The organism is Paraburkholderia atlantica (genome assembly GCF_009362785.1).
GTDB lineage: Bacteria > Pseudomonadota > Gammaproteobacteria > Burkholderiales > Burkholderiaceae > Paraburkholderia > Paraburkholderia atlantica.
Genome location: NZ_WHNQ01000037.1, coordinates 1 through 23,120, shown reverse-complemented (window position 1 = coordinate 23,120; position 23,120 = coordinate 1). Strand labels below are relative to the sequence as shown.

The following is a 23,120-nucleotide window of genomic DNA, read 5'->3' as shown; positions in this document are numbered from 1 at the left end:
TCAACGACTTTACCAGGAGCAAGAACATGAGTGCAAAAGACGTCAAATTTCATGACAGCGCTCGCGCCCGTATCGTCAAGGGCGTGAATGTCCTCGCCGATGCCGTCAAGGTCACGCTCGGACCCAAAGGACGCAACGTGCTGATCGAGCGCAGCTTCGGCGCGCCGACCATCACGAAAGACGGTGTGTCGGTCGCAAAGGAAATTGAACTGAAGGACCGCTTCGAGAACATGGGAGCGCAGGTGGTCAAACAGGTCGCATCGAAGACCGCTGACGTGGCTGGCGACGGCACTACCACCGCCACCGTGCTGGCGCAGGCCATCGTGCAGGAAGGCATGAAGCACGTCGCCGCTGGCATGAACCCGATGGATCTCAAGCGCGGCATCGACAAGGCTGTGGCCGCAGTGCTCGACGAACTGCGCAATCTGTCGAAGCCGATTTCCACCAACAGGGAGATCGCGCAGGTAGGTTCGATCTCGGCGAATTCCGACGAGGCGATCGGCAAGATCATCGCGGACGCGATGGAAAAAGTCGGCAAGGAAGGCGTGATCACCGTCGAAGACGGCAAGTCGCTCGACAATGAGCTGGATGTGGTCGAAGGCATGCAGTTCGACCGCGGCTACGTGAGCCCCTACTTCATCAACGATCCGGAAAAACAGGCCGCGTATCTCGACGACGCATTGATCCTGCTGCACGACAAGAAGATCTCGAGTATCCGGGACCTGCTGCCGGCTCTCGAAGCGACCTCGAAGGCCGGCAAACCGTTGCTGATTGTCGCGGAAGATATCGACGGTGAAGCACTGGCCACGCTGGTGGTCAACGCAATGCGCGGCATCCTGAAAGTTGCGGCCGTCAAGGCCCCCGGCTTCGGCGATCGCCGCAAGGCCATGCTGGAGGACATCGCCGTGCTCACCGGCGCGACCGTGATCTCCGAAGAGACGGGCAAGCAACTTCAGAATGCAACACTCGAGGACCTGGGGCGCGCCAAGCGCGTGGAAGTTCGCAAGGGCGATACGATCATCATCGACGGCGCAGGCGACGAAAAGCGCATCGAGGCACGCGTGAAGTCGATACGTGCGCAGATCGAGGAAGCGACTAGTGACTACGATCGGGAGAAACTGCAGGAGCGCGTTGCAAAGCTCGCAGGCGGCGTGGCCGTGATCAAGGTCGGGGCGGCGACCGAGGTTGAGATGAAGGAAAAGAAAGACCGCGTCGACGACGCGCTGCACGCGACCCGCGCGGCAGTGGAAGAAGGCATCGTGCCGGGAGGTGGCGTGGCGCTTTTGCGCGCGCGTTCGGTCGTGACGAGCCTCAAAGGCCTCAACAGTGATCAGGACGCGGGCATCCAAATCGTGCTGCGCGCACTCGAAGCGCCAATGCGCGTGATCGCCTCAAACGCTGGCGATGAGCCTTCCGTGGTCATCGCCAAGGTGCTGGAAGGCGAGGGCAACTTCGGCTACAACGCGGCCACTGGCGAGTTCGGCGATCTCGTCGAGGCGGGAGTGGTCGACCCCACGAAGGTTGCGCGCACGGCGCTGCAGAACGCCGCATCGATTGCCGGACTGATCCTGACGACGGATGCAACGGTGGCTGAAGCGCCGAAGGACGAAAAGCCGGCGCAGGCGAGCGCGCCGGAACTGGAGTATTAACCGCTTCGGTTCCGCTCCGCACCGGTCAGCGAGGCTGACCGGTGCATTTTCTTCATGGCATGTGGGTCGTACTGGATTCGAACCAGTGACCAACGGATTAAAAGTCCGCTGCTCTACCAGCTGAGCTAACGACCCAATCCTCTCTTTTTCGCCGTTATAGCGCTTTGGACGCTCCCCCTAACTGATATCGATCGTGCGACTCGTGGACGGTGCCGGCTCCGTTTTCGGCACGGTCAACGTGAGCACGCCATTGTCGAATTTCGCAAGCGCGCGACCGGGATCGGCGTATTCCGGCATCGGGATCGTGCGTACGAAGCGTCCATGAGCACGCTCCAGCCGATAGCAGCCGTTTTCCTCACTGTGCACGTCCTGCTTTTTCTCACCGCGCAGCACGATCGCGCCGTCCTCGACGCTTGCCCTCACGTCTTCGCGCTCCATCCCGGGCAGTTCTGCGGTGACGCGCAGCACCGGTCCCTCGTCGACAACGTCGATGCGCGGCTGGAAGCGCGATGAACTGAAGTCGCCGAACCATCGTTCGAGCGCGCCGCGGCCAGCAAACGGGTCGTGAAAGAACTCTTCCACTGCGCGCCACGGCTCGCGGGAGAACAGTCGCGGAATGTCGGGCCATGCGCTACGCCACGGTTCGCCGGCGGGCGTGCTCTCCGGGTTGTCCGCATCGGTCTGCGCACAGTCCCGCGAAGGAACTTGAAGGGGTTCCACTTCTTCGGATCGCTGTTCATCGTTTCCTCCTCTGAGAGCTGTCACAGCGAACAGGATTGCGTTCTTGCGTCGCGGCGCGATCAGGACCGCGGCCTGCGCTGTCGGAGGGTGGCAGCCAGGCCGCCGCCACCTGGCGTGCTTCCTGGCGTTGCCGCCGACGCGCCGACTTCAGCCCGTACGCACTTCGATCCGCCGCGGACGCGCTTCGTCGCGGCGCGGGATCGTGAGCTTCAGTACGCCGTCCTTCAGGCTCGCCTCGATCTTGGACGTATCGAAGTCCGGGGAGAGCGTGAAGGTTCGCGCAAAGCGTGGCTCACGGATCTCGGCATGCTGCAGCCGCAGATTTGCCGGTGTCGGCACGACCGCCTCGGCCTCGATGGCGAGATTGCCGTCATGAACCCGCACATCGAGCTTCTCTTTGGTGACTCCCGGCAGGTCCGCCCACAACGTGACGCCCAAGGTGTCCTCGTAGATATCGACAGCGGGAGTGATCGTCATCCGCCGCGCGGACGACCCGCTTTCGCTGCGCGTCACCGCGGACGGTTCGCGCTTGCTCAGTTCAGTGGTATCGCTCATTTTCGGCTCCTGGAATTACTGGACGGTGATCGCGCGAGGCTTCGACGATTCGCGCTTGCCGATAGCGATCGACAGGCAGCCATTCTCGTAGCGCGCCTCAACCTTGTCGGGATCTGCGTTCTCCGGCAGCTCGATGACCCGCCGGAACGCGCCAGTGAAGCGCTCCTGCGCATAGACCCGGGCATCTTCGCCGGTATCCGGTCGCGCTGGCTTGCGCTCACCGCTGATGGTCAGCAGCCCTTTATCGATCGATATGTCGAGTTCGGCCGCATTGACGCCGGGTGCAAACGCGACGATGTGAATCGAGTCGTCGGTGGCGCCAATGTTGACGGGTGGGAGCGAGCCGAGGCGGCTTGCCCGAAGACTGGAGGGGAAAGTACCGAAGAAGTTTGCCATCTGCCGCTGCAGCCGCTCGAACTCGCTGAAGAGGTCAGTGCCATAGTAGAGATCGCTCATGATGTAGTTCTCCTCAAGTGACGCATGGAGGTGAACCAGCCTACACGCTCCGGTTCCCCTGCCAGCGTCTGGCAAATAAAACGAAACACGCAGCGTGCGATCCCGTGAGCACCGCACGTCTGCCTGAGCGAAACCAAAAATAGGCTCTGCGGCAGATTTTTTCAAGGGAAGAGTGCGGGGGCACGCTTGAATTTTTTGAGGCCGGTCCTATTATCGCGGACGAGGCCGTTTGACCACAGGAGGAGGTCATGGAATTCGATACAGACTGGCTGACGCTGGGCCCGCACCGCGTGCGGCTGCGCTCGACGAAGGGCTTCCCGACGGAAGCCATGCGCAAGGCGGTGGAGGTCGTACGCATTGCGGTCGACAGCAACATGAGCGCCCGCGCGCGCCTCGTAGAAGTTGTCTGCCGCCAGGAGAAGATTTACGAAGTCACGATTGGCACAACAGTGGCAAAGGACAAGGCATGTGCGCCACAACTCGAAACTTTTATCGCTGGCGTGCTTGGGCTCCCATCGGACCACATCAACCTGATCGTCACGACGGTGGAACAGTCCGAAGTGGATTTGCACTTTGGCGTGTATGAGAGGATGCTCGCCGAAAAGCTCGGTACGGCGCCGCCGATCCAGTGACACGGCACGCTCGCAAGCGGAACAACGGTCTGCTGGCGCAGCCCCGATAGGCTCCCCTAGCTACGGGGCGTGCCAGTGTCTGGTCACGCGGATTCAGATACCTGAAAGTCTGACGATTTCCCGTGTGGCGCGCGTTGCGATCTATCTTTGCGCGGCTGTGCGGCAGACGCCTTACCTCGGCAGTACCAAGGCCTCGGCAGCATTGAAGAACTTGAATTTTGTAGTGAGTTAAACTAGTTTATATCCAGCTCAGGCAGTGTGCTGAATCATCCACTAATTGCACACTGCGTGTTTCGATTTGTTTGCCCCGCAGCATGGCAGGCGAACTGGAGCGCGCAAGCCCGTTCTCTTCCTTGCTGCCTATAAGGAGAAGACAATGAGCGACCTTCACCCACGCCCGTACTCCAATCTGTTCGAGCATCTGAACCGCACGACTGCCTCCGTTCTCGACGTTCTACGATCGCTTCGGGAACGCGCTGGTCGCTTGCTCGATGCACAGGTCACCGCGATGCGAACGACGATCCGACGGTGGATCTCGCACATACGCAGGCGCTAGCGCAAAGTGATTGACAAAGCATGCGGCGCCGATGCCTTTCACCACAGCGGCGAATGGGACAGGGGCGCCACGCTCGCTTAGCCGTTGGCGCCACTGGCGTGCGCGACATTTAGCCAGGCGATGACACGGTGATCCGATGAAGACGATAAAAATCGAGCAGTGCAACGGATACGAGATTGGTATCAGAACGGTCCTTGTGCATGACGGCAACGGCAGGCCAGAGGCGGAGGCGGACGCAACTTCGGCGGGCGGCTATGCTGCGTTCGTGCAGATCGCGCGTGACGGCGAGGTCTGCGTGGACTGGCACATGCCGCAGCGTCAAAGACGCTGCGCCACGCGTGAGGATGCCGAAGCGCAGGCGATGGACTACGCGATCCGACTGGTCGAGCGTCGCCCATTCGACGGACCGCCTCCGGATTTCCCGGAGGCCGCCTGATGGCGTCGTCAAAGGTGAGCAAAGACGCGTAATTCGAAAGAGGTCATGGTGGAACTTCATTTGCATTGACATCGTTTCGATAGCCGCATCAGGGAAGTGGAAGAGGAGCAGTGACGTGCAGGCGAGCGTCACTGGACGTCAAGAGGTTTGCGCCATGAAAAGACGATTGTGTGTCCTTGTCCCAGCAGCCATGATCGCTGGGTTATGGTCAGAGAACGTCATGTCGGCCAGCCCCCTGCCGACGTTGCCCCTGCAGCATGACATCTGGATCACTGGGACAGTGGAGCGTGGGGGCGGGAAGTACGCGCTGGGTGACTATCCGACGATAGTGCTGGATCGACCTTCCACTTCCCCCTGCAACGACACGGTGCTCTCGGATATCCCTCTTGCCGACGGAGGCGAGGCAGCGCCCTCACTGCTGCTGCCGTACCTGAACCAGCGGGTTGCAGTCAAGGGACGCGTAAGCTGCCCTGACTCGGGGATTCAATTTACGCCGCAGCCGGACGTCGTGTTTCCCGTCTGGTAAGGCAAGGGGAAGCACACGACCATCGCGCTTCGGCAGCGCCTGACCAGAGTCACACATCCGTGGTCGGCGTCCGGACCATCGCGCGCGATGGCAGGCAAGTCGGCCGTGCGGCTGCCGTTGCCACGCTACGCGTGCCGCCGCAGTGCATCGACCAGCGCTAACGGCTTGCCGTGCCTGGCCACGCCGCGCCGCTGGTATGGAGCTTCACATTGTCGGGGCACGCTGATCGCCGCCGCTACCGTATCAGCGTGAAGCGGCACGGCGTAGCATCTCGTTCATGCGTGATCTCTACCAGGGGCTGCGCGCACTGAACGTCGCCGATGAGCGCAGCCGCTTCGAAGCATTCGGATCACAACAGTCACTCGAACACGCATCAATGGCGTCGCGCGCCCCTTAGCTCACTAGCGGTGGCCGGGAGCGTGACGTTCCGCCGGTCGGCCCGCATGATCGACTGGGAGGAACAGGGCAGCGTTCCGCAACTGGCCGAGGCGAATGGGATAGCTGCACCTTCGACGTGCCGCGCGGGTGCCTGGGGCACATGCGCTGCGCGCGTGCTGGAGGGCAGCGTGGTTTATGCCGCCGAGACTGTCGCCGCGCCGGGACCCGCTTGCGCGTTACTCTGCATTGCGAAGCCGGACGCAGTGGGCAAGGCGGGCAGGGAAGCGTTGTCATAGACCTTCAGTCGCGGCTGTCAGAAGGGCATTGCGGGCTGGCATCTTGCGCATCGCTGCTTAAGGCCTGGCCGTATCTGCTGGGCGGCGTGAAAACTCTTCTGCTCTCACCAATTCCTGCTTTTCTTTGTTCTCAGCACCGGTATCGGGAGGCGCACAGCGGGCAGGCAATCAGCCGCTTTCTTCGACGCGTTGCGAGTGGACACCCGCCATGACGACCGTGAAGACCTTGCGCCGAAGCGGCGTTCCTGGCGACTGTTGAGCTTGCTCAGTTCGCGAATACGCACGGTGACGAAACCTCGCCGCTACTGACATTTATGACAGCGCGTCCGCTCCGTCTACCGCGACCGACTTGCGCCGGTAGCCCGTGGTCGCGAGCAGCAGGCTGCGCGTGTATTCGTGCTCGATCTGCTGCGCGCGAATGGATGCGATATCGCGTTGCTCGACAATCTCACCATTACGCATGACCGCGACGCGCGAGCAGAGAAAGCCCACCACCGCCAGATTGTGGCTCACCAGCATCATCGTCAAGTTGCGTTCGCGATGAAGCCGTCTCAGCAGGTTGAGGATTTCGGCTTGCACGGACACATCGAGCGCGGACGTCGGCTCATCGAGCAGCAGCACGCGCGGTTCGACGATCAGCGCCCGAGCAATTGCGACGCGCTGCCGCTGCCCTCCGGACAGCTGATGCGGATAGCGGAAACGATAAGACGGACCCAAGCCGACTTCGCGCAGCGCATCGACAATGCGTTCTTCCTGCCCGCCGATGCCGTTGATGGTCAGCGGCTCGCGCAAGCTCTGATCGATTGTGAAGCGCGGATGCAGCGAGCCGTACGGGTCCTGAAACACCATCTGCACGTCGCGTCGGAAGGAGCGGTCGAGCTTTTCTCCGAGCACGTGCGAGCCGATTTTCATATGACCGCCGGCGACGGGCGCGAGACCGGTCAACGCGCGCAGGATCGTCGACTTGCCGGAACCCGATTCGCCGACCAGTCCGAACACCTCGCCTTCGCCGACATGAAAGCTCGTCTCGTGCACCGCGTCGAAGCGACCGATCCTGGTTTTGAAGCGCACCGTCAAAGCGTCGACATCGATCATGCTGATTCTCCTGCCGGTTACGTGAGCCATGCCGCGTCCCGCTTCAGCACGGGCAGTTGCTCGGGCGGATCGACAAGCGGAGGATTCGCCGCGAGCAGGGCACGCGTGTAGGGATGCTGCGCGTGGACGAGATCGCGTGCCGCGCATGTTTCCACGACGCGTCCCGCGAACATCACGACGACGCGATCGCAGAATGACATGACGAGGGGTAGGTCGTGGCTGATAAAAATGAGGCCAGTGTCATGCTTTGCGATCATCTCGTCGAGAATCCCGAGGACCTGCATCGAGACGAGCACGTCGAGCGCGCTGGTGGGTTCATCGGCGATCAGCAGACGCGGCCCGGACGACACCATCATGGCGATCATCACGCGCTGCCCCATGCCACCCGACAACTCGTGCGGGTAGGAGTCGGCGACACGCTCTGGATTGCGGATATGCACCGCTGCCAGTGCCTCGATGATTTTCTCGCGTATCTCGCGGCGGCCGAACTTCGACCCGTGCACTTCGAACGCTTCACGCATTTGCTGCGCGACGGTCATCACCGGGTTCAGTGAGTATTTCGGATCTTGCAGGATCATGCCCATCTGCTGGCCGCACAGTTGCCGGCGCTTGCGCGCCGGCATGGCAAGCAGATCCTGACCGTCGAACTTCATCGCCTTCGCATGACATTGCGCCTCAGGCGGAAGCAGGCCGAGCAGCGCGCGCCCGGTCAGCGACTTGCCGGAACCGGATTCGCCGACGATGCCAAGCCGCTCGCCGCGCCGCAGCGTCAGCGAAAGGCCGCGCACCGCTTCGCTCAATTCGCCGCCATGACCGCGAAAGCCGATTCGCAGGTCGTCGATTTCACACAAATGCTGGGCCGTATCGACTGGCATGTCAGCCTCCATGGCGCGGATCGAAGACGTCTCGCAGACCGTCGCCGAGCAGGTTGAAGGCAAGACTCACCAGCAGAATGGCGAAGCCGGGAATAGTGGCCACCCACCATGAATCGAGCAGCACATTGCGGCCGGATGCGACCATGAATCCCCACTCCGGGCTCGGCGGTTGCGCGCCGAGGCCGAGGAACCCGAGGCCCGCGACAGTGAGAATGATGCCGGCCATATCGAGGGTCGCGCGCACGATCACCGACGACGAGCAGAGCGGCATGATGTAGAGCAGGAGAATGCGCTTGCGCGAGGCGCCCTGCAAGCGCGCGACGTGAATGAAATCGGCCTGCACGAGCCGCAGCGTTTCCGCCCGCGCGAGGCGCGCATAGGCCGGCCATGCGGTAATCGAAATGGCGATCACCGCGTTGATCACACCGGGCCCCAGTGCGGCCGCGAAAGCGAGCGCGAGCACGATCTTCGGAAACGCGAGTGCTACGTCGGTGATCCGCATCAGCACGTTGTCCGCCCAACCACCGAAGAAGCCGGCGGTGGTGCCGATCAAAAGCCCCACCGGAACCGCGATCACCACGACGAGAATCGCGATCGAGAGCGTGAGGCGTGAGCCGTAGATCAGACGCGAGAGGATGTCCCGGCCAAGCTGGTCGGTGCCGAACCAGTGCGATGGCGAACCCGGCGGCAGCAGGCGGTCGGAGAGGACTTGCTGCAGCGGATCATGCGGTGACATTAGCGGCCCGATTGCTGCGATGATGATCAGCAAGGCCAGAATCACGAGGCCGAAGACGGACAGCGGATTACCCGCGAAGCGTCGCCAGCGCCGGTAAGCGAGGCCAAGCGCGGCCTGCTTGCGTGACGCGGGCGTGTCGCTCAGCAGCCAGTCTTTCCATCGTCGGGGCGCGGCATTCATCGGCCAGTCCTGCGTTTGCATGGATTCATCGGTAGGGGGACGCACGAAAGAGACCTCCGCAATGTCAGCGGGCGCGTGGATCGAACACGCGATAGAGCGCATCGGTCAACAGGTTGAGCGCGATAAACGTGACGCCGATCACGAGCGTGCTGCCGAGCACGGCGTTCATATCGGCGTTCAGGAGGGCGCCCGTCAGGTACGAACCGATACCGGGCCAGGCGAAGACGATTTCGGTCAGCACCGAGCCTTCGAGCAGATAGCTGTACGTGAGCGCGATCACGGTCAGAAGCGGCACGGCGATATTTCCGAACGCGTGGCGCCAGACCACCCGGCGCTCGGGCAGGCCTTTCGCGCGCGCCGTGGTGATGTACTCCTGGCTGAGTTGATCGAGCATGAACGAACGCGTCATGCGGCTCAGATAGGCGACCGAGTAGTAGCCGAGAATCGCCGCGGGCAGCGCGATATGCGAGAACGCATTGAAGAACACATCCCATTCGCCGGCGATGAGCGAGTCGATCAGCAGGCTGCCTGTGCGCGTATCGACCATCCCGTCGAATACCGGATCGACGCGTCCCGGCCCCGCCACCCAATGCAGCTTCGCGTAGAACAGCAGCAGGCCCATCAGTCCGAGCCAGAACACCGGGACCGAACTGCCGATGAGGCCGACGAAGCGCGCGACGTGATCGATCCAGCGGTTGTGGCGCACGGCGGCGATCACGCCCAGCGGCACGCCGATCAGCACGCCGATGATGGTCGACAGGGTCGCGAGTTCGAGCGTCGCGGGAAACACCCGCCGGATGTCCTCGATCACAGGATGCGCGGTCAGCAGCGACATACCGAAATTGCCATGCAGCACATCGCGCACGTAGATCAGGAACTGCACTGCGAGCGGCGCGTCGAGCCCGAGTTGAAGACGCGCCGCCGCGTAGGCTGCGGCTGACGCGCGATCGCCGAGAATCGCTAGCACCGGATCGATCGGTATTTTGCGGCCGATCACGAACGTGACCGCCAGCAACCCGGCGAAGGTGATGACGAGCGTGACGATCCAGCGCACGAGGCGCAAGGTCCAGCGCACGCTGGCGCTTTCAACCGAAAGCGCGCGCATGCGCTCGAAAGTCGTGAGGCGAGTGGACATGGTAAGTTCCTCGGTCGAAGGCGAAGCCCGGACAGTCTCGCCTCCACCGCAAACGTTACTGCTTCTTCAGATCACGATACGACACGAGGTCGTTGATCGGACCCACCTCGAGACCCGTTACGCCCGGTCGCGCGGCCACCTGCGAGACCTGCTGGAACATGATCACGAAGGGGGAGCTCGCGAGCACCTGCTTCTGCATGGTCTGGTACAGATCGGCGCGCTTCGCCGTCGACGATTCGGCGAGCGCCGCGTTGGTTTCCTTCGTCAGGCCAGGGATGTCCCATGAATTGCGCCACGCGAGCATCTTATAGGCCGACTTGTCGGAATTGTCGGGATTCCAGGTGAATCCCTGGGCGTTGCTGTGCGGGTCGATGTAATCGGCGGACCATTCGCCGATATAAATGTCGTGCGAGCGCGAGCGGTACTTGGCGAGCGTCTGCTTGTTGTCGCCGGGGATGATCTGTACCTTGATGCCGCCTTGGGCAAGGTTCGCCTGCACTGCCTCGGCGATTTCGCTGTACGGGTAGCCGTTACGCACGTCCATCGTCACGGAAAAGCCGTTCGGAAGCCCGGCCTTTGCCAGCAGTTCCTTGGCCTTGGCGACGTTCTGCTGGTAGGGGTCGGTATTCAGCGCGCCGAGGAAACCTTCGGGGAGGAAGGTTTCGTGCACCTTGTAGGTGGTTTTGGCGACGTTGCTCTGAATCCCGTTGTAGTCGATCAGCCACTTCATCGCTTGCTGGACCTCCGGTTTGACCAGATTCGGATTCTTGACGTTCAGGCCGAGGTATAGAAGCGTCGCTTGCGGCACCGCGCTCACATGCGCCTTGCCGGACTTCGTCAGCGCGACGAGATCATCCGGACTCAGGTTGCGCGCCACATCGACGTCACCGTTCTCGAGCAGCAGGCGCTGGCTCGATGCTTCCGGCACGTGACGCAACACGATCCGCTTCATCGCGAGCGGTACGCGATAACCGTCGAAGCGCTGCAGGACGATGCTGTCGTTGGCAGTCCATTTGACGAGCTTGTAGGCGCCGGAGCCGGCCTCGTTGGTGCGCAGCCATTCGTTGCCGAAGTCATTGCCTTTCTGGTGCGTGAGCAGCAACTGCTTGTCCACCACCGACGCAGGCCACGAACCGAGTACGTTCAGCACAAACGTCGGCGCGTATTTCTGGTCGGTCGTCACACTGACGGTTGTGTCGTCGACCTTCTTCACGTTGGCCAGCACGTTGTCTTTGGTCAAACCGATGCCTTGCAGCACGGCCGCCGCGCCTTTATCGAGGAGGACGGTGCGCTGGATCGACCACGCGACGTCGTCGGCGCTCAACGCGTTGCCCGAGTGGAACTTGAGACCTGGACGGATCTTGAACGTGAAGGTCAGGCCGTCGGGGCTCACGGTCCATGATTGTGCGACATCGCCGTTGAATTTCGACGGGTCTTTCAGATCGACGCGCACCAGCCGGTCATACGTATTCGCCACATATTCTTCCGGCACCAGTTCGTAGATTTCGCCCGGATCGAGCGTGGTGAATTCGTCGAGGAGCGTGGCCATGACGAACATGTCTTTCGGCGTCGCCGCCGCAGCGGGGACGGCGGCTGTGAACGACAAGGTCAAGGCGGAGGAGATCACCGCCGCCGTCAGTGCATTGCGCAATACCAGTTTCATTGCCGCTCCATAAGGAATGGGTAGAGTCTGTCAGGGAACAACGGATGGAGAAATCGAACGCCATTACATGAGACGCAACGGACCGCTTTCGCTGTTATCGATCAACGGCAGCGCGCGGGAGCCAGGCAACTCGTAATGCCACCATTCGCTCTTGATGTGGATGAAGCCGGCGGCGTGCATGATGCCGAGCAGTAACACGCGGTTGCGCTGCACATGCGCGGGTAGGCCAGTATGGAAGTGTTCGGACTCGATCGTCATCGCGTCGAAGCCCGTGCCCATGTCGAGTTCGTTGCCGTCAGCGTCGAGCAGCGTCAGATCGATCGCCGTGCCGCGGCTATGGTTCGAACCACGGCCAAGCTCAGCGATGTAGGTAGGGTCGGGCAGAAAATCCCACAGCACCTGTTGCGCCTGGGGCGGACGGTAGGCATCGAAGATCCGCACGGTCAAGCCGGCGTTGCGGGCAATCTCTACTGCCTCGCGCAAAGCGGCTTCTGCGGGTTCGAGCAGCAGGCAGTGAGCTTCCTTGTAGATGGGCTTGCCTGTCAAATTGCGTTCGGTGGCATAGACGAGGTCGATGTCCACGCCATGCGTGGCGGCGGTGATTTCGATGAGTCGCGGTTGTGTCATGGCGGGCGCGTTCAGATTCCGGATGTGAGAGGTTTAGAGATCGAACTGGTTGAATTCGCCTTGCAGTTCGCTGCGACGTGTTCGTCGATCGCGGCCCCCAGTTGAGCAACGATCGCGGTAATCATCAGCAGGTTGAACAGAAAGCTGAGCGGCGCCAGCGAGTCCCAGAACTGGTCGACATCCGTTTGATCTGCAACAGGTCGCAATCGAATTCACGAGCCAACGGGCAATAGATGTCGGTGGCCAGTGAAACTGCCCCTCACGATGCGCCGCGGCTTCACAGTAGCGGCGCGCGATCACCGGGTAGGCGCGCGTGTCGGTAATGACGAGGTACGGTGCGGCGAATTCCGAGTTCAGCGAATCGACGTATGAGCCGGACATGCCGTCGGAGTACAAGACGCGCGGACGGATGCATTCGAGGTAGCCGTAGAACGAGTTGCTGGTGCCGCGGGTCGACTGGATGCCGAGGATATATACGGCGTCCGCTTGGGAGATGCGCTCCGCGATGCGGGCGAACATTGGCGATTGCGCCAACTGGCACACATGCTGGATCGTGTCGACGAGTTGCAGCGAGTGGGTCAGGGCGCTAGTTTGGAGGTTTTCGCCGTTTTTGCCGTGGCGCGGGGCGTTGGCCAACTGCTCGCGCATACACCGGTATTCGTCGAGCCGGTCGGTAATCATCCACGGGCGCCCCTGCGCGCCGCGCAGTTCGCGCTTGAGGTCGTCGAGGTTGCGATAGCCGACGCTGCGCAGGAAACACCCCACGGAGATTCCGCTGCTGGCCGTTTGCTGCGCGATCTGGTCAGCCGTTGCCAGGCCTGGTCGCTCGAGATGCGCCAGCATGTAACTGGCCATGCGCTGGGGCGTTGGGGTGAGTTCGGCAAAGTGCGCCTCGACGGTCTGTGCGAAAGCGGTCGGCATGTCAGCGCGGATGGATTTTTGGTTAATTGCCTGTCATATATTTCGTCGATGACATGCATCTAACAAAGCCAATAAAGTCAGCGCCAGCTTAAAAAATCAATTGGATGCGCTGTTCGATAGCTTCTGGGCGAGACTTCCGCTCACGGTTCCTCCGCGTGCCTGGGTGGATGCCGCTATTCGATGCCCTCATTCTGTGGCTCCAAAGTTTTGTCCCCTAATGATGACCTGGCGGGGTTTGGATGTCGATCAGCGAAGCCATCCCTACTCCGGATATGGATAACCATCGACGCGCAGGCCGCAATTAACGTGGGAAGGGCGCCGAGCAAATCCGGTTGTGCACGTCGACCTTTATCTTCTCTCGCACAGAGCCAATCGCCTCAAGGCCGCGGCGGTGGAATTCGCCTCGCGACTAAAGCTGGCAGCTCACGCATCACGTCGCTCCCCAAGCCCTTTTGAGCTCAGGTTATCGTGCCGATTTGCGCTCGCCCATTTGTGCACGAGTTAGTAACTGCTCGCGCGCGATCGTGAGCAATGCTTCGAGTTCGGGAGTGTGCTCGCCGCGCCGCCAGACCATGTAGAGCGGGATCACGGGCGCCTCGCCCGCGAGCGGTCGCGCGCACGATGAACGATTGATGAGCGAGGCGGTGTAGGCGGGCAGTAGGCCGAGGCCGAGCCCCATGCTGATGAGGTTGAGATTGAGCAGAATGTTGTTCGCGATCTGCGCCGTGCGCGGGCGGATGCCGTAAGCCTCGAAATACGCCTCTACCACCTTGTGCACCTGCCCGGCGGCGAGCGGATCCGTAGCAACGAAGGTCTCCCCGTCCAGCTGCTCGGGGGCGATTTCCTCGCATTGCGCAAGCCGATGGCTCGCGGGAAGGATCACCATCATCGGTTCCTCCAGCACGACCTCGCTTTCGAACACCGCCGCGTCGATCGGCCCGCGCATGAAGGCCACATCTATCCCGCCTACCGTCAGCAGGCTTTCCTGCTCGTAGGTTAGCAGGCTACGTAACTCGACGTTGATTTCCGGATACTCCATGCGCAGACGCGGCAGGATGGCCGGGAAAATCTGCACCTCGGCCGCCGGCACAAAACCGATGGTAATCGTCGCGCGACTTCGCTCGCCGATGCGGCGCGCATGAGCGACGGCGCGAGCGGCCTGTTCGATCACGAGCTGCGCGTCGCTGCGGAAAGCCCGTCCGGCCTCGGTCAGTTCTACCTTGCGGCGCGTGCGCGTGAACAGCGGCGTGCCGATTTCCTCCTCGAGATCGCGGATCTGCTGGCTCAGTGAAGGCTGGGCGGTGCCCAGACGCTCGGCCGCACGCGTGAAGCTCAGCTCATCGGCCACGGCGATGAAATAGCGGAGATGTCGAAGTTCCATTTCGCCTTTTTATCGTTAAAACCTATCAATTGCAACAAACAAAGTATTTCAGTTTTTAAGGCGGCCATCGCAAAATCTGCGGACTTCGGTTCCAAATTCGAGCCGGACGCTTGTCCGGAGGAGACAAATCATGTCTAAGAGCATTGACTTTGATGCGCTTGTCGATGCGCGCACTGGCCGCGTCGCATCGTCTATCTATACCGATCCCGAACTCTACGAACTCGAGCTTGAGCGCATCTTTGGCCGCACCTGGCTGTTTCTCGCTCATGTGAGCCAGATCCCGGAGGCCGGCGATTTCTTCAACACCTACATGGGCGAGGACCCGATTGTTGTCGTCCGCCAGAAAGACGGCTCCGTCAAGGCCTTCCTGAACCAGTGCCGTCATCGCTCGATGCGCGTGTCGTATGCCGATTCGGGCAATACGCGTGCGTTCACGTGTCCGTACCACGGCTGGTCGTATGGCACTGATGGCGCGCTCGTCGACGTGCCGCTCGAAGAGCGTGCCTATCCTCACGGCCTGTGCAAGGAGAAGCTTGGCCTTCAGGAAGTCACGCGCGTGGCTGAGTACAAGGGCCTCATTTTCGGCAACTGGGACGCCACGGCGCCGGATCTGCATGACTACATGGGCGACATTGCCTGGTATCTCGACGGCGTGCTCGATCGCCGCGAGGGCGGCACCGAGATCATCGGCGGCGTGCAGAAATGGGTGATCGACTGCAACTGGAAGTTCCCGGCGGAGCAGTTCGCGAGCGATCAGTACCACGCGCTGTTCTCGCATGCGTCGGCGGTGCAGGTACTGGGCGCCAAGCCCGACGGTGAGGCAAAGCAACTCGGCGCGGGCCAGACTGCGCGCCCCGTCTGGGAAACGGCGAAGGACGCGCTTCAGTATGGCCAGGCAGGTCACGGCAGTGGCTTTTTCTTCACGGAGCAGCCGGATGCCAACGTCTGGGTGGACGGCGAAGTCTCGCAGTACTTCCGCGACAGCTATGCCGAGGCCGAGCAGCGCCTCGGCCAGGTTCGTGCACTGCGTCTCGCGGGCCACAACACGATGTTCCCGACCCTGTCCTGGCTCAATGGCACGGCCACGCTGCGCGTGTGGCATCCGCGCGGCCCGAACCAGGTTGAAGTCTGGGCATTCTGCATCGCCGACAAGGATGCGTCGCCAGAGGTGAAGGCCGCGTTCGAGCGCAGCGCGACGCGCGCGTTCGGTCCGGCGGGCTTTCTTGAGCAGGATGATTCCGAGAACTGGGTCGAAATCCAGAAGGTGCTGCGCGGCAAGCGCGCGCGGCAGACGAAGCTGATCGTCGAAATGGGTCTGGGCAACGAAAAGGTGCGCGAGGACGGTATCCCCGGCATTACGAACTACATCTTTTCCGAAACCGCGGCACGCGCTATGTACCGCCGCTGGGCTGATCTGCTGGCGAGTGAGACCTGGGATGAAGTCCATGAGCGCACCCAGCGCTATGAGCAGGAGGTACTGAAGCGTGACTGATACGACCAAACTTCTGAGGGCCGTTCCGCTCGAGCTGCATCACGAGATCGAACAGTTCCTCTGTTACGAGGCTGAACTGCTCGACGACTGGCAATTCCGCGATTGGCTCGACCTCGTCAGCAAGGACATCGCCTATACGATGCGCACGACCGTCAACGCGCAGACGCGCGACCGTCGCCGCAGCGTGCAGCCGCCGACGACCTGGGTATTTGACGACAGCTGGCATCAGCTCGAGCGCCGGATTGCGCGCCTCGAGACCGGCATGGCCTGGGCCGAGGAACCGCCCTCGCGCACGCGCCACGTGATCAGCAATGTGCGAATCGCAGAGGGGGAGGTGCCGGGCGAGTTCGACGTGCGCCTGAATTATCTGCTGTACCGCTCGCAGAAGGAGCGCGACGAGACGTTATACGTCGGTACGCGGTTTGACCGAGTGCGCCGCGCCGACAGCGCGGCAGGCTGGCAGCTGTGTCGCCGCGAGGTCGTGCTCGATCAGGCGACGCTGAATTCCCACAATCTGAGTGTTCTTTTCTGAAAACCATGGCCCAAGTATTTGTTTGCAGTGGTGATGCGCTGGCCGATGGCGAAGCGATCAAAGTGGATGCGCCCGTCGAAGCGATCGCGGTGTTCAAGGTCAATGGTGAACTGTTCGCGCTCGCTGACCGTTGCAGCCACGGCAATGCCTCGATGTCCGAAGGTTATGTCGAGGACGACGGCACGGTTGAGTGTCCGCTGCACGCTGCGCGCTTCTGTCTGAAGACGGGCGAGGCGCTGTGCCAGCCCGCCACCGTGGCACTCAAGACCTTTCCGGTCAGCCTCGTGGACGGCAAGGTCTACGTCGACGTGCCGGAGGCGTGATGGATGCGAACCAGACGCCGGCGCCGGCCGGCTGGCTGCAGGGCGACGTCGCGCTGATCACGGGCGGCGGTTCCGGTCTCGGGCTTGCGCTGGTCGAGCGCTTCCTGCTGGAGGGTGCGAAGGTCGGCGTGCTCGAGCGCTCGCACGAAAAGGTCGACGCGCTGCGCGCTCGCTTCGGCGACGATGTGGTTGCGACGCAGGGTGACGTGCGCAGCTACGAGGACAATTCGCGCGCGGTGGCCGAGACGGTGAACCGCTTCGGCAAGCTCGACATCTTTATTGGCAACGCGGCGATCTGGGATCACGGGGCGAGCCTGATGAGTCTCACGCCCGAGCAGTTGGCCAACGGTTTTGACGAGTTGTTTCCTGTCAACGTGAAGGGCTATCTGCTCGGTGCGAAGGCGGCCGCGCCTGAGCTGATCAAGTCCGAGGGCAGCATGATCTTCACGCTGTCGAACTCGGCGTTCTATCCGGGCGGCGGCGGCCCGCTCTATACCGCGAGCAAGCACGCCGCCGTGGGCCTGATTCGTGAACTCGCCTACGAACTCGCGCCCAAGGTGCGCGTCAACGGTGTCGGTCCGTGCGGCATGGCGAGCGACTTGCGCGGCCCCGCTTCGCTGGGCCAGGAAAACATGCGGATCATGGACTCGCGCTCGCCCGAAGCGATTGCGAGCATTCTGCCGTTGCAGTTCTTTCCGCAAGCAGCGGATTTCACTGGCCCATTCGTGTTGCTGGCCTCGCGAGCGAACAACCGCACGCTGAGCGGCGTGCTGCTCAATGCCGACGCGGGCCTCGCCATCCGCGGCATCCGCCATACGGCGGGCGGCCTGAATCTCTGATCGCGATCGCGCAATGCGAGGGCCACTCGAACGTGGCTCCTTACATCGAGACTTGTCATGACCTCATCCACTTTCGTGATCGTCGGCGCGGGCCAGGCCGGCGCCAATGCAGCGGCTGAACTGCGCCACCAGGGCTTCGATGGTCGCATCGTACTGGTGGGCAATGAAGCGCATGCGCCCTACGAGCGGCCGCCGCTCTCCAAGGATGTGCTGCTGCGTCCGGAAGAGACGCGCTATGCCATGTACGCGGACGACTTTTACCAACAGAAGCGGATCGAACTCCGCCTCGGCGTGACCGTTGTCGGGCTCGACTTGTCGAGCCACGTGCTGGCTCTCTCGACGGGCGAATCGGTCGCGTTCGACAAACTGTTGATTGCGACCGGGGCGCGTGCGCGCCGCCTGCCGCTGCTCGACGCGCTGGGTGAGGGTGTGCACACGCTGCGCACGCTCGACGACGCCAGACGTTTGCGCAACGACCTGCGGCCAGGTCGCCACGTAATCGTGGTGGGGGCGGGCGTGATCGGTCTGGAGATTGCGTCGAGCGCCGTCGATCTCGGCGCGCGCGTCACTGTGCTCGAAGCAGGGCCGCGCGCGATGGGCCGCAATGCGCCGTCGATGTTGGCTGACTGGCTCTGCGGCGTGCATCGCGGTCGGGGCGTGGAGTTGATCTTCGGCGCGCAAATCGAATCTGCGGCGCGCGTTGGCGGCGAGATCGTCCTGACGCTTGGGGACGGCACGACCGTGACGGGCGACACAGTGCTGTACGGCGTTGGTGCGATTCCGGACACGGCGCTGGCTGAAGCAGCCGGACTGGCCATCGCGAACGGCATTGCCGTCGACGCGCAGTATCGTACTTCGCATCCCGACGTGTTCGCCGCTGGCGATGTGGCCGGCCGCCAGGATCCGGTGACAGGGCGCGTGGTGCGCCTCGAGAGTTGGGAAAATGCCCAGAATCAAGGTGTCGCCGCCGCGCGTGCAATGCTCGGTCTCACCGTAGAGGCGCCGGGCGCGCCGTGGTTCTGGACCGACCAGTGCGGTCTCAACATCCAGTTGGTCGGCGAGATGGCGGCGTCCGATTGGGTCGTACGCGGCGCGCTCGATGCGCCGCCCGCCGTGCTGTTTGGCCTTGACGCCGGGGGCGCGTTGACCGGTGCGATCACCGTGAACCAGGGGCGGGACATGCGCAGCCTGCGTGAACTCGTCGCAAGACATGTGGTACTCGCGCGCGAGGTGCTGGCCGATTCGGCGCAGAGCCTGCGCAATCTTGCGAAGGTAGCAGCATAGGTTGCAGCGGCATTCTACGCTCGGCAGCTTGCCCATCGCATCGGCGTGATGGCGGACAGGATCCACGTCTTTTTCGCGTCGGTCGAGCCATGCGCTGTTTGGCGTGCTGGGGGGCGCAATACTTGCTGTCGAGGCGCACCATGCTCTACACGCAGGTCACCGTCGTCAACAACCATGGCAACGCGCATCAGGGCCGGATGACTGGCGAATACCTGCTACATACCAACCGCTATTGCCCGTGGGGACCACGACGGTGGGCGACCGAGGCATCCGTCACAACTTCCGAGCCCGGCGTGACGCGCAAGTCCGTGAATGCCGGTGCGGCCGTCTGGCCGACGAGGAGCCTATTCCACCGAGAGCGGGACCGCGCGGAACGGACTCTTGACGGCCGGTCCGTTCGGTCGGTGCACCGCCATCATCTGAAACACGTTGCCGTCGCCAGGACGGCCGGAGCCCTGTAATGTCGATTCATCTCGAGTGTCTGTCCCATACGCCGCTGCACGGCTACTTCGATCCTGCGCCCGAGGTCGTGGCCGAGGTCGAACGGGTGACGGCGGCCGCGCGCGAGCGCGTGCGCGCCTACGATCCGGAACTGGTGGTCGTGTTTGCGCCGGATCACTACAACGGATTTTTCTATGACCTGATGCCGCCGTTCTGCATTGGCGCGGCCGCCACTGCGATTGGCGACTACAAGAGCCTCGCGGGCCCGCTGAACGTGCCGACCGAACTCGCAAAGGACATGACCGCAGCCGTACTCGCGGCCGACATCGACACCGCCGTGTCATATCGCATGCAGGTGGACCATGGCTGCGCTCAGGCGCTCGAGGAACTGACGGGCGGGCTCGATCGCTACCCTGTTGTGCCGGTCTTCATCAATTCGGTGGCGCCGCCTTTGGCGACGCTGCGCCGCTCGCGCCTGCTCGGTCAGGCGATCGGACGCTTCTTGCAAACGCTCGACCAACGCGTGCTGGTGATCGGCTCGGGTGGCATCTCGCACGAACCGCCGGTGCCTGAGCTCAAGGGCGCAGCGAGCGACGTCGCCGAACGCCTGATCGCAGGCCGCAATCCGACGCCGGAGGCGCGCCAGCTGCGTCAGGAACGTACCGTGGCCGCAGCTAAAGCGTTCACGGCCGGCGACGCGCCGAACATGCGCGCGCTGAACCCGGCATGGGACCAGGCGTTCCTGTCGATGCTGCAGCATGACCTGCTCGCGGTCGACGGTCTGAGCAACAGCGCCATCACGCGCGACGGTGGCAGGTCTGCCCATGAGATCCGCACCTGGGTTGCTGCGTTTGGTGCGCTTTCGGCGTTCGGCGCATACGAGGCGCACCAGGACTTCTACCGCGCGATTCCCGAGTGGATCGCAGGCTTCGCTGCGATGCACGCGAAGCCGTCAGCCTGAATCAGAGGAGAACAGGGGATGACCCAGCAGAACATTCAAGCCATCGCGGCACGCCTGCGCGAAGCGGAGCGCACCCGTGAGGTAATCGAGCCGGTGCGCGGCGAGATCGCACTGGGCGGCATTCCGCTCGACGACATGTCGGCAGCCTACGCGGTGCAACAGGCCAACGTCGATGCGCGCATCGCCGCCGGCGAGCGCATCGTTGGCCGCAAGATCGGCCTGACTTCGCTCGCCGTGCAGAAGCAGCTCGGTGTCGATCAGCCGGACTTCGGCGCGCTGTTCGCGAACATGGCCTACGGCGACAACCAGCCGATGCCGCTCGCGAGCCTGATCCAGCCGAAGGTCGAAGCCGAGATCGCCCTGGTGCTGAAGCACGACCTCGTACGAGAGAAGCACACGTATGTGGACCTGATCAACGCGACCGACTATGCGCTGGCCGCGATCGAGGTGGTGGACAGCCGCATTCGCGGCTGGGACATCCGCTTTGTCGATACGGTCGCCGACAACGCGTCGAGCGCGCTGTTCGTGCTAGGCAGTCGCCCTGTTCCGCTCGCCGATGTCGACCTGTTCAATGCCGCGATGACGCTCGAACGCGACGGCGAAGTGCTGTCGCGCGGCGGTGGTGCAGCGTGCCTTGGCAATCCGTTGAACGCTGCTATCTGGCTCGCAGATCGCATGGCGCAGCTCGGCACTCCCTTGCGCGCTGGTGACGTGGTGCTCACGGGTGCGCTTGGTCCGATGGTCGCCGTGACGCAGCCGGGCATCTATACGGCGAATATCGAAGGACTCGGCAGCTTACGCGCGACGTTCGTTTAGCACACTGAGCACTCAATTCATCAGGAAATCGACATGGCTTCGGCAAAACTCAAGGCGGCGATCATCGGCTCGGGCAACATCGGCACCGACCTCATGATCAAGATCATGCGGCATGGCAAGCATCTGGAAATGGGTGCAATGGTCGGCATCGACCCGAACTCGGATGGTCTCGCGCGGGCCGCGCGCCTCGGTGTGGCAACCACGCACGAAGGCGTGCAGGGGCTCGTGAACCTGCCCGTGTTCAAGGAGATCGACGTCGTGTTCGACGCGACCTCGGCCGGCGCACACATCAGGAACGACGCGTTCCTGCGCCAGCACAAGCCCGGCATCCGCGTGATCGACCTCACGCCCGCCGCGATCGGCCCGTACTGCCTGCCGGTTGTGAACCTCGACGCGCAGCTCGCCGCGCTGAACGTGAACATGGTCACCTGCGGCGGCCAGGCCACGATCCCGATGGTGGCGGCCGTCTCGCGCGTCGCGAAGGTCCACTACGCGGAAATCGTCGCGTCGATTAGCAGCAAGTCGGCGGGCCCGGGCACCCGCGCGAACATCGACGAATTCACGGAAACGACCTCGAAGGCGATTGAAGCCGTCGGCGGTGCCGCTAAGGGCAAGGCGATCATCGTGCTGAACCCGGCCGAACCGCCGGTCATGATGCGCGACACCGTGTACGTGCTCTCGGAAGCCGCCGATCAGGCGAAGATCGAAGCCTCGGTCGAGGAAATGGCCAAGGCCGTGAACGCGTATGTGCCGGGCTATCGCCTGAAGCAGAAGGTGCAGTTCGACGTGATTCCGGACAGCGCGCCGCTCAACATCCCGGGCCTCGGCAGGTTCAGTGGCCTGAAGACCTCGGTCTTCCTCGAGGTGGAAGGCGCTGCGCACTATCTGCCGGCCTACGCGGGCAACCTCGACATCATGACCTCGGCGGCGCTCGCCACCGCGGAGCGCATCGCAAGTTCGGTCGTCGCCGCATAAAGGACAACGCACATGAGCAAGAAACTCTATATCTCCGACGTGACGCTGCGCGACGGCAGCCACGCCATTCGTCATCAGTACTCGATCCAGAACGTGCAGGACATCGCACGCGCATTGGACCGCGCGAAGGTGGACAGCATCGAAGTCGCGCACGGCGATGGCCTGCAAGGGTCGAGCTTCAACTACGGCTTCGGCGCGCATAGCGACCTCGAATGGATCGAAGCGGTCGCCGACGTGGTCGAGCACGCGAAGATCGCGACACTGCTGCTGCCCGGCATTGGCACGATTCACGACCTGAAGGCTGCGTATAACGCGGGTGCACGCGTGGTCCGCGTGGCGACGCACTGCACGGAAGCGGACATCTCGAAGCAGCACATCGAATACGCGCGCGAACTCGGCATGGACACCGTCGGCTTCCTGATGATGAGCCACATGACCACGCCGGAGAATCTCGCCATCGAAGCGAAGAAGATGGAAAGCTACGGCGCGACCTGCATCTATGTGGTCGATTCGGGCGGCGCGCTGACGATGAACGACGTGCGCGACCGCTTCCGCGCGGTGAAGGCGGTGCTGAAACCCGAAACGCAAACGGGCATGCACGCGCACCACAACCTGTCGC

General features: G+C 62.7%; 22 protein-coding genes, 1 tRNA gene and 3 pseudogenes. 13 read left to right on the top strand and 13 right to left on the bottom strand.

The genetic code is table 11. The annotated features are described in order from the left end of the window. Window positions 1–26: 26 nt before the first annotated feature. Complete coding sequence (gene groL, locus GCT19_RS33585; RefSeq protein ID WP_152854335.1) at window positions 27–1,649, top strand: chaperonin GroEL; 1,623 nt, start codon at window positions 27–29, stop codon at window positions 1,647–1,649. Between the two features lie 62 nt (window positions 1,650–1,711). Here groL and GCT19_RS33580 read toward each other — a convergent pair. The 4 genes and pseudogenes from GCT19_RS33580 to GCT19_RS33565 form a co-directional block, all read right to left on the bottom strand. Beyond that, window positions 1,712–1,784: transfer RNA gene (locus tag GCT19_RS33580), tRNA-Lys, on the bottom strand. Window positions 1,785–1,826: 42 nt separating this feature from the next. Continuing rightward, window positions 1,827–2,389, bottom strand: a pseudogene (locus GCT19_RS33575) (Hsp20/alpha crystallin family protein). A gap of 148 nt (window positions 2,390–2,537) precedes the next feature. Continuing rightward, complete coding sequence (locus tag GCT19_RS33570; RefSeq protein ID WP_152854334.1) at window positions 2,538–2,945, bottom strand: Hsp20/alpha crystallin family protein; 408 nt, start codon at window positions 2,943–2,945, stop codon at window positions 2,538–2,540. Window positions 2,946–2,960: 15 nt separating this feature from the next. Continuing rightward, the gene (locus GCT19_RS33565) at window positions 2,961–3,401 is read right to left on the bottom strand and encodes an Hsp20/alpha crystallin family protein (RefSeq protein ID WP_152854366.1); all 441 of its coding nucleotides are present in this window, start codon (window positions 3,399–3,401) and stop codon (window positions 2,961–2,963) included. Window positions 3,402–3,649: 248 nt separating this feature from the next. Between GCT19_RS33565 and GCT19_RS33560 the strand changes: the two genes are divergently transcribed. The 3 genes from GCT19_RS33560 to GCT19_RS33545 all read left to right on the top strand — a co-directional run bounded on the left by GCT19_RS33560 (window position 3,650) and on the right by GCT19_RS33545 (window position 6,225). After that, window positions 3,650–4,033 (top strand): hypothetical protein, encoded by a 384-nt coding sequence (locus GCT19_RS33560; RefSeq protein ID WP_013093386.1) that lies wholly within the window; start codon window positions 3,650–3,652, stop codon window positions 4,031–4,033. 692 nt (window positions 4,034–4,725) lie between these two features. Further along, on the top strand, window positions 4,726–5,025 hold the full coding sequence (locus GCT19_RS33555) for a hypothetical protein (protein WP_018432796.1): 300 nt from the start codon (window positions 4,726–4,728) through the stop codon (window positions 5,023–5,025). 846 nt (window positions 5,026–5,871) lie between these two features. After that, window positions 5,872–6,225, top strand: coding sequence for a 2Fe-2S iron-sulfur cluster-binding protein (locus GCT19_RS33545; RefSeq protein WP_152854333.1), 354 nt, complete (start codon window positions 5,872–5,874; stop codon window positions 6,223–6,225). A 312-nt stretch (window positions 6,226–6,537) separates the two neighbouring features. Here the strand turns inward: GCT19_RS33545 and GCT19_RS33540 are convergent, their stop codons facing one another. From GCT19_RS33540 to GCT19_RS33505, 9 genes and pseudogenes are all read right to left on the bottom strand, one after another. Continuing rightward, a complete protein-coding gene (locus tag GCT19_RS33540; RefSeq protein ID WP_152854332.1) occupies window positions 6,538–7,320 on the bottom strand; it encodes an ABC transporter ATP-binding protein in 783 nt (260 codons plus the stop codon). Between the two features lie 17 nt (window positions 7,321–7,337). After that, window positions 7,338–8,195, bottom strand: a complete 858-nt coding sequence (locus GCT19_RS33535; RefSeq protein ID WP_152854331.1) for an ABC transporter ATP-binding protein — start codon at window positions 8,193–8,195, stop codon at window positions 7,338–7,340. Window position 8,196: 1 nt separating this feature from the next. Then, window positions 8,197–9,111 carry a nickel transporter permease gene (gene nikC, locus GCT19_RS33530; RefSeq protein WP_152854365.1) on the bottom strand — a complete coding sequence of 305 codons (915 nt, stop codon included), beginning with the start codon at window positions 9,109–9,111 and terminating at the stop codon, window positions 8,197–8,199. Between the two features lie 64 nt (window positions 9,112–9,175). Next, complete coding sequence (locus tag GCT19_RS33525; RefSeq protein ID WP_152854330.1) at window positions 9,176–10,246, bottom strand: ABC transporter permease; 1,071 nt, start codon at window positions 10,244–10,246, stop codon at window positions 9,176–9,178. A 55-nt stretch (window positions 10,247–10,301) separates the two neighbouring features. Beyond that, window positions 10,302–11,909: an ABC transporter substrate-binding protein gene (locus GCT19_RS33520; protein ID WP_152854329.1), complete on the bottom strand. Its 1,608-nt coding sequence runs from the start codon at window positions 11,907–11,909 to the stop codon at window positions 10,302–10,304. 63 nt (window positions 11,910–11,972) lie between these two features. After that, window positions 11,973–12,536 carry a D-alanyl-D-alanine dipeptidase gene (ddpX, locus tag GCT19_RS33515; RefSeq protein WP_018432803.1) on the bottom strand — a complete coding sequence of 188 codons (564 nt, stop codon included), beginning with the start codon at window positions 12,534–12,536 and terminating at the stop codon, window positions 11,973–11,975. A gap of 11 nt (window positions 12,537–12,547) precedes the next feature. Next, window positions 12,548–13,094, bottom strand: a pseudogene (locus GCT19_RS44870) (MurR/RpiR family transcriptional regulator); the annotation flags it as partial. A gap of 83 nt (window positions 13,095–13,177) precedes the next feature. After that, window positions 13,178–13,457 (bottom strand): annotated as a pseudogene (locus GCT19_RS44865) (MurR/RpiR family transcriptional regulator); the annotation flags it as partial. 463 nt (window positions 13,458–13,920) lie between these two features. Continuing rightward, window positions 13,921–14,838, bottom strand: coding sequence for a LysR substrate-binding domain-containing protein (locus tag GCT19_RS33505; protein WP_152854328.1), 918 nt, complete (start codon window positions 14,836–14,838; stop codon window positions 13,921–13,923). A 130-nt stretch (window positions 14,839–14,968) separates the two neighbouring features. Here GCT19_RS33505 and hcaE point away from each other — a divergent pair, with 130 nt between their 5' ends. The 9 genes from hcaE to dmpG form a co-directional block, all read left to right on the top strand. Continuing rightward, window positions 14,969–16,330 (top strand): 3-phenylpropionate/cinnamic acid dioxygenase subunit alpha, encoded by a 1,362-nt coding sequence (gene hcaE, locus GCT19_RS33500; RefSeq protein WP_152854327.1) that lies wholly within the window; start codon window positions 14,969–14,971, stop codon window positions 16,328–16,330. Beyond that, on the top strand, window positions 16,323–16,862 hold the full coding sequence (hcaF, locus tag GCT19_RS33495) for a 3-phenylpropionate/cinnamic acid dioxygenase subunit beta (protein WP_321576915.1): 540 nt from the start codon (window positions 16,323–16,325) through the stop codon (window positions 16,860–16,862). The genes hcaE and hcaF overlap by 8 nt, the downstream gene beginning before the upstream one ends. 5 nt (window positions 16,863–16,867) lie before the next feature. Beyond that, window positions 16,868–17,185, top strand: coding sequence for a 3-phenylpropionate/cinnamic acid dioxygenase ferredoxin subunit (hcaC, locus tag GCT19_RS33490; RefSeq protein WP_152854326.1), 318 nt, complete (start codon window positions 16,868–16,870; stop codon window positions 17,183–17,185). Beyond that, the gene (gene hcaB, locus GCT19_RS33485; protein ID WP_152854325.1) at window positions 17,185–18,024 is read left to right on the top strand and encodes a 3-phenylpropionate-dihydrodiol/cinnamic acid-dihydrodiol dehydrogenase; all 840 of its coding nucleotides are present in this window, start codon (window positions 17,185–17,187) and stop codon (window positions 18,022–18,024) included. Before hcaC ends, hcaB begins: the two co-directional genes overlap by 1 nt. Window positions 18,025–18,081: 57 nt before the next feature. Next, window positions 18,082–19,308 (top strand): 3-phenylpropionate/cinnamic acid dioxygenase ferredoxin--NAD(+) reductase subunit, encoded by a 1,227-nt coding sequence (gene hcaD, locus GCT19_RS33480; RefSeq protein ID WP_152854324.1) that lies wholly within the window; start codon window positions 18,082–18,084, stop codon window positions 19,306–19,308. A gap of 460 nt (window positions 19,309–19,768) precedes the next feature. Further along, complete coding sequence (locus GCT19_RS33475) at window positions 19,769–20,710, top strand: 3-carboxyethylcatechol 2,3-dioxygenase (protein ID WP_152854323.1); 942 nt, start codon at window positions 19,769–19,771, stop codon at window positions 20,708–20,710. Between the two features lie 18 nt (window positions 20,711–20,728). Further along, a complete protein-coding gene (gene mhpD / locus GCT19_RS33470) occupies window positions 20,729–21,526 on the top strand; it encodes a 2-keto-4-pentenoate hydratase (protein WP_152854322.1) in 798 nt (265 codons plus the stop codon). 33 nt (window positions 21,527–21,559) lie between these two features. After that, window positions 21,560–22,501: an acetaldehyde dehydrogenase (acetylating) gene (locus GCT19_RS33465; RefSeq protein ID WP_152854321.1), complete on the top strand. Its 942-nt coding sequence runs from the start codon at window positions 21,560–21,562 to the stop codon at window positions 22,499–22,501. A 12-nt stretch (window positions 22,502–22,513) separates the two neighbouring features. Further along, window positions 22,514–23,120: 4-hydroxy-2-oxovalerate aldolase (gene dmpG, locus GCT19_RS33460; protein ID WP_152854320.1), on the top strand; the 607-nt coding region annotated here is incomplete at its 3' end.

Excerpts from the sequence above, each read along its gene's own strand:
- groL (WP_152854335.1), top strand. The coding sequence starts at position 27 with ATGAGTGCAAAAGACGTCAAATTTCATGACAGCGCTCGCGCCCGTATC.
- GCT19_RS33570 (WP_152854334.1), bottom strand. The coding sequence starts at position 2,945 with ATGAGCGATACCACTGAACTGAGCAAGCGCGAACCGTCCGCGGTGACG.
- GCT19_RS33565 (WP_152854366.1), bottom strand. The coding sequence starts at position 3,401 with ATGAGCGATCTCTACTATGGCACTGACCTCTTCAGCGAGTTCGAGCGG.
- GCT19_RS33560 (WP_013093386.1), top strand. The coding sequence starts at position 3,650 with ATGGAATTCGATACAGACTGGCTGACGCTGGGCCCGCACCGCGTGCGG.
- GCT19_RS33555 (WP_018432796.1), top strand. The coding sequence starts at position 4,726 with ATGAAGACGATAAAAATCGAGCAGTGCAACGGATACGAGATTGGTATC.
- GCT19_RS33545 (WP_152854333.1), top strand. The coding sequence starts at position 5,872 with ATGAGCGCAGCCGCTTCGAAGCATTCGGATCACAACAGTCACTCGAAC.
- GCT19_RS33540 (WP_152854332.1), bottom strand. The coding sequence starts at position 7,320 with ATGATCGATGTCGACGCTTTGACGGTGCGCTTCAAAACCAGGATCGGT.
- GCT19_RS33535 (WP_152854331.1), bottom strand. The coding sequence starts at position 8,195 with ATGCCAGTCGATACGGCCCAGCATTTGTGTGAAATCGACGACCTGCGA.
- nikC (WP_152854365.1), bottom strand. The coding sequence starts at position 9,111 with ATGAATGCCGCGCCCCGACGATGGAAAGACTGGCTGCTGAGCGACACG.
- GCT19_RS33525 (WP_152854330.1), bottom strand. The coding sequence starts at position 10,246 with ATGTCCACTCGCCTCACGACTTTCGAGCGCATGCGCGCGCTTTCGGTT.
- GCT19_RS33520 (WP_152854329.1), bottom strand. The coding sequence starts at position 11,909 with ATGAAACTGGTATTGCGCAATGCACTGACGGCGGCGGTGATCTCCTCC.
- ddpX (WP_018432803.1), bottom strand. The coding sequence starts at position 12,536 with ATGACACAACCGCGACTCATCGAAATCACCGCCGCCACGCATGGCGTG.
- GCT19_RS33505 (WP_152854328.1), bottom strand. The coding sequence starts at position 14,838 with ATGGAACTTCGACATCTCCGCTATTTCATCGCCGTGGCCGATGAGCTG.
- hcaE (WP_152854327.1), top strand. The coding sequence starts at position 14,969 with ATGTCTAAGAGCATTGACTTTGATGCGCTTGTCGATGCGCGCACTGGC.
- hcaC (WP_152854326.1), top strand. The coding sequence starts at position 16,868 with ATGGCCCAAGTATTTGTTTGCAGTGGTGATGCGCTGGCCGATGGCGAA.
- hcaB (WP_152854325.1), top strand. The coding sequence starts at position 17,185 with ATGGATGCGAACCAGACGCCGGCGCCGGCCGGCTGGCTGCAGGGCGAC.
- hcaD (WP_152854324.1), top strand. The coding sequence starts at position 18,082 with ATGACCTCATCCACTTTCGTGATCGTCGGCGCGGGCCAGGCCGGCGCC.
- GCT19_RS33475 (WP_152854323.1), top strand. The coding sequence starts at position 19,769 with ATGTCGATTCATCTCGAGTGTCTGTCCCATACGCCGCTGCACGGCTAC.
- mhpD (WP_152854322.1), top strand. The coding sequence starts at position 20,729 with ATGACCCAGCAGAACATTCAAGCCATCGCGGCACGCCTGCGCGAAGCG.
- GCT19_RS33465 (WP_152854321.1), top strand. The coding sequence starts at position 21,560 with ATGGCTTCGGCAAAACTCAAGGCGGCGATCATCGGCTCGGGCAACATC.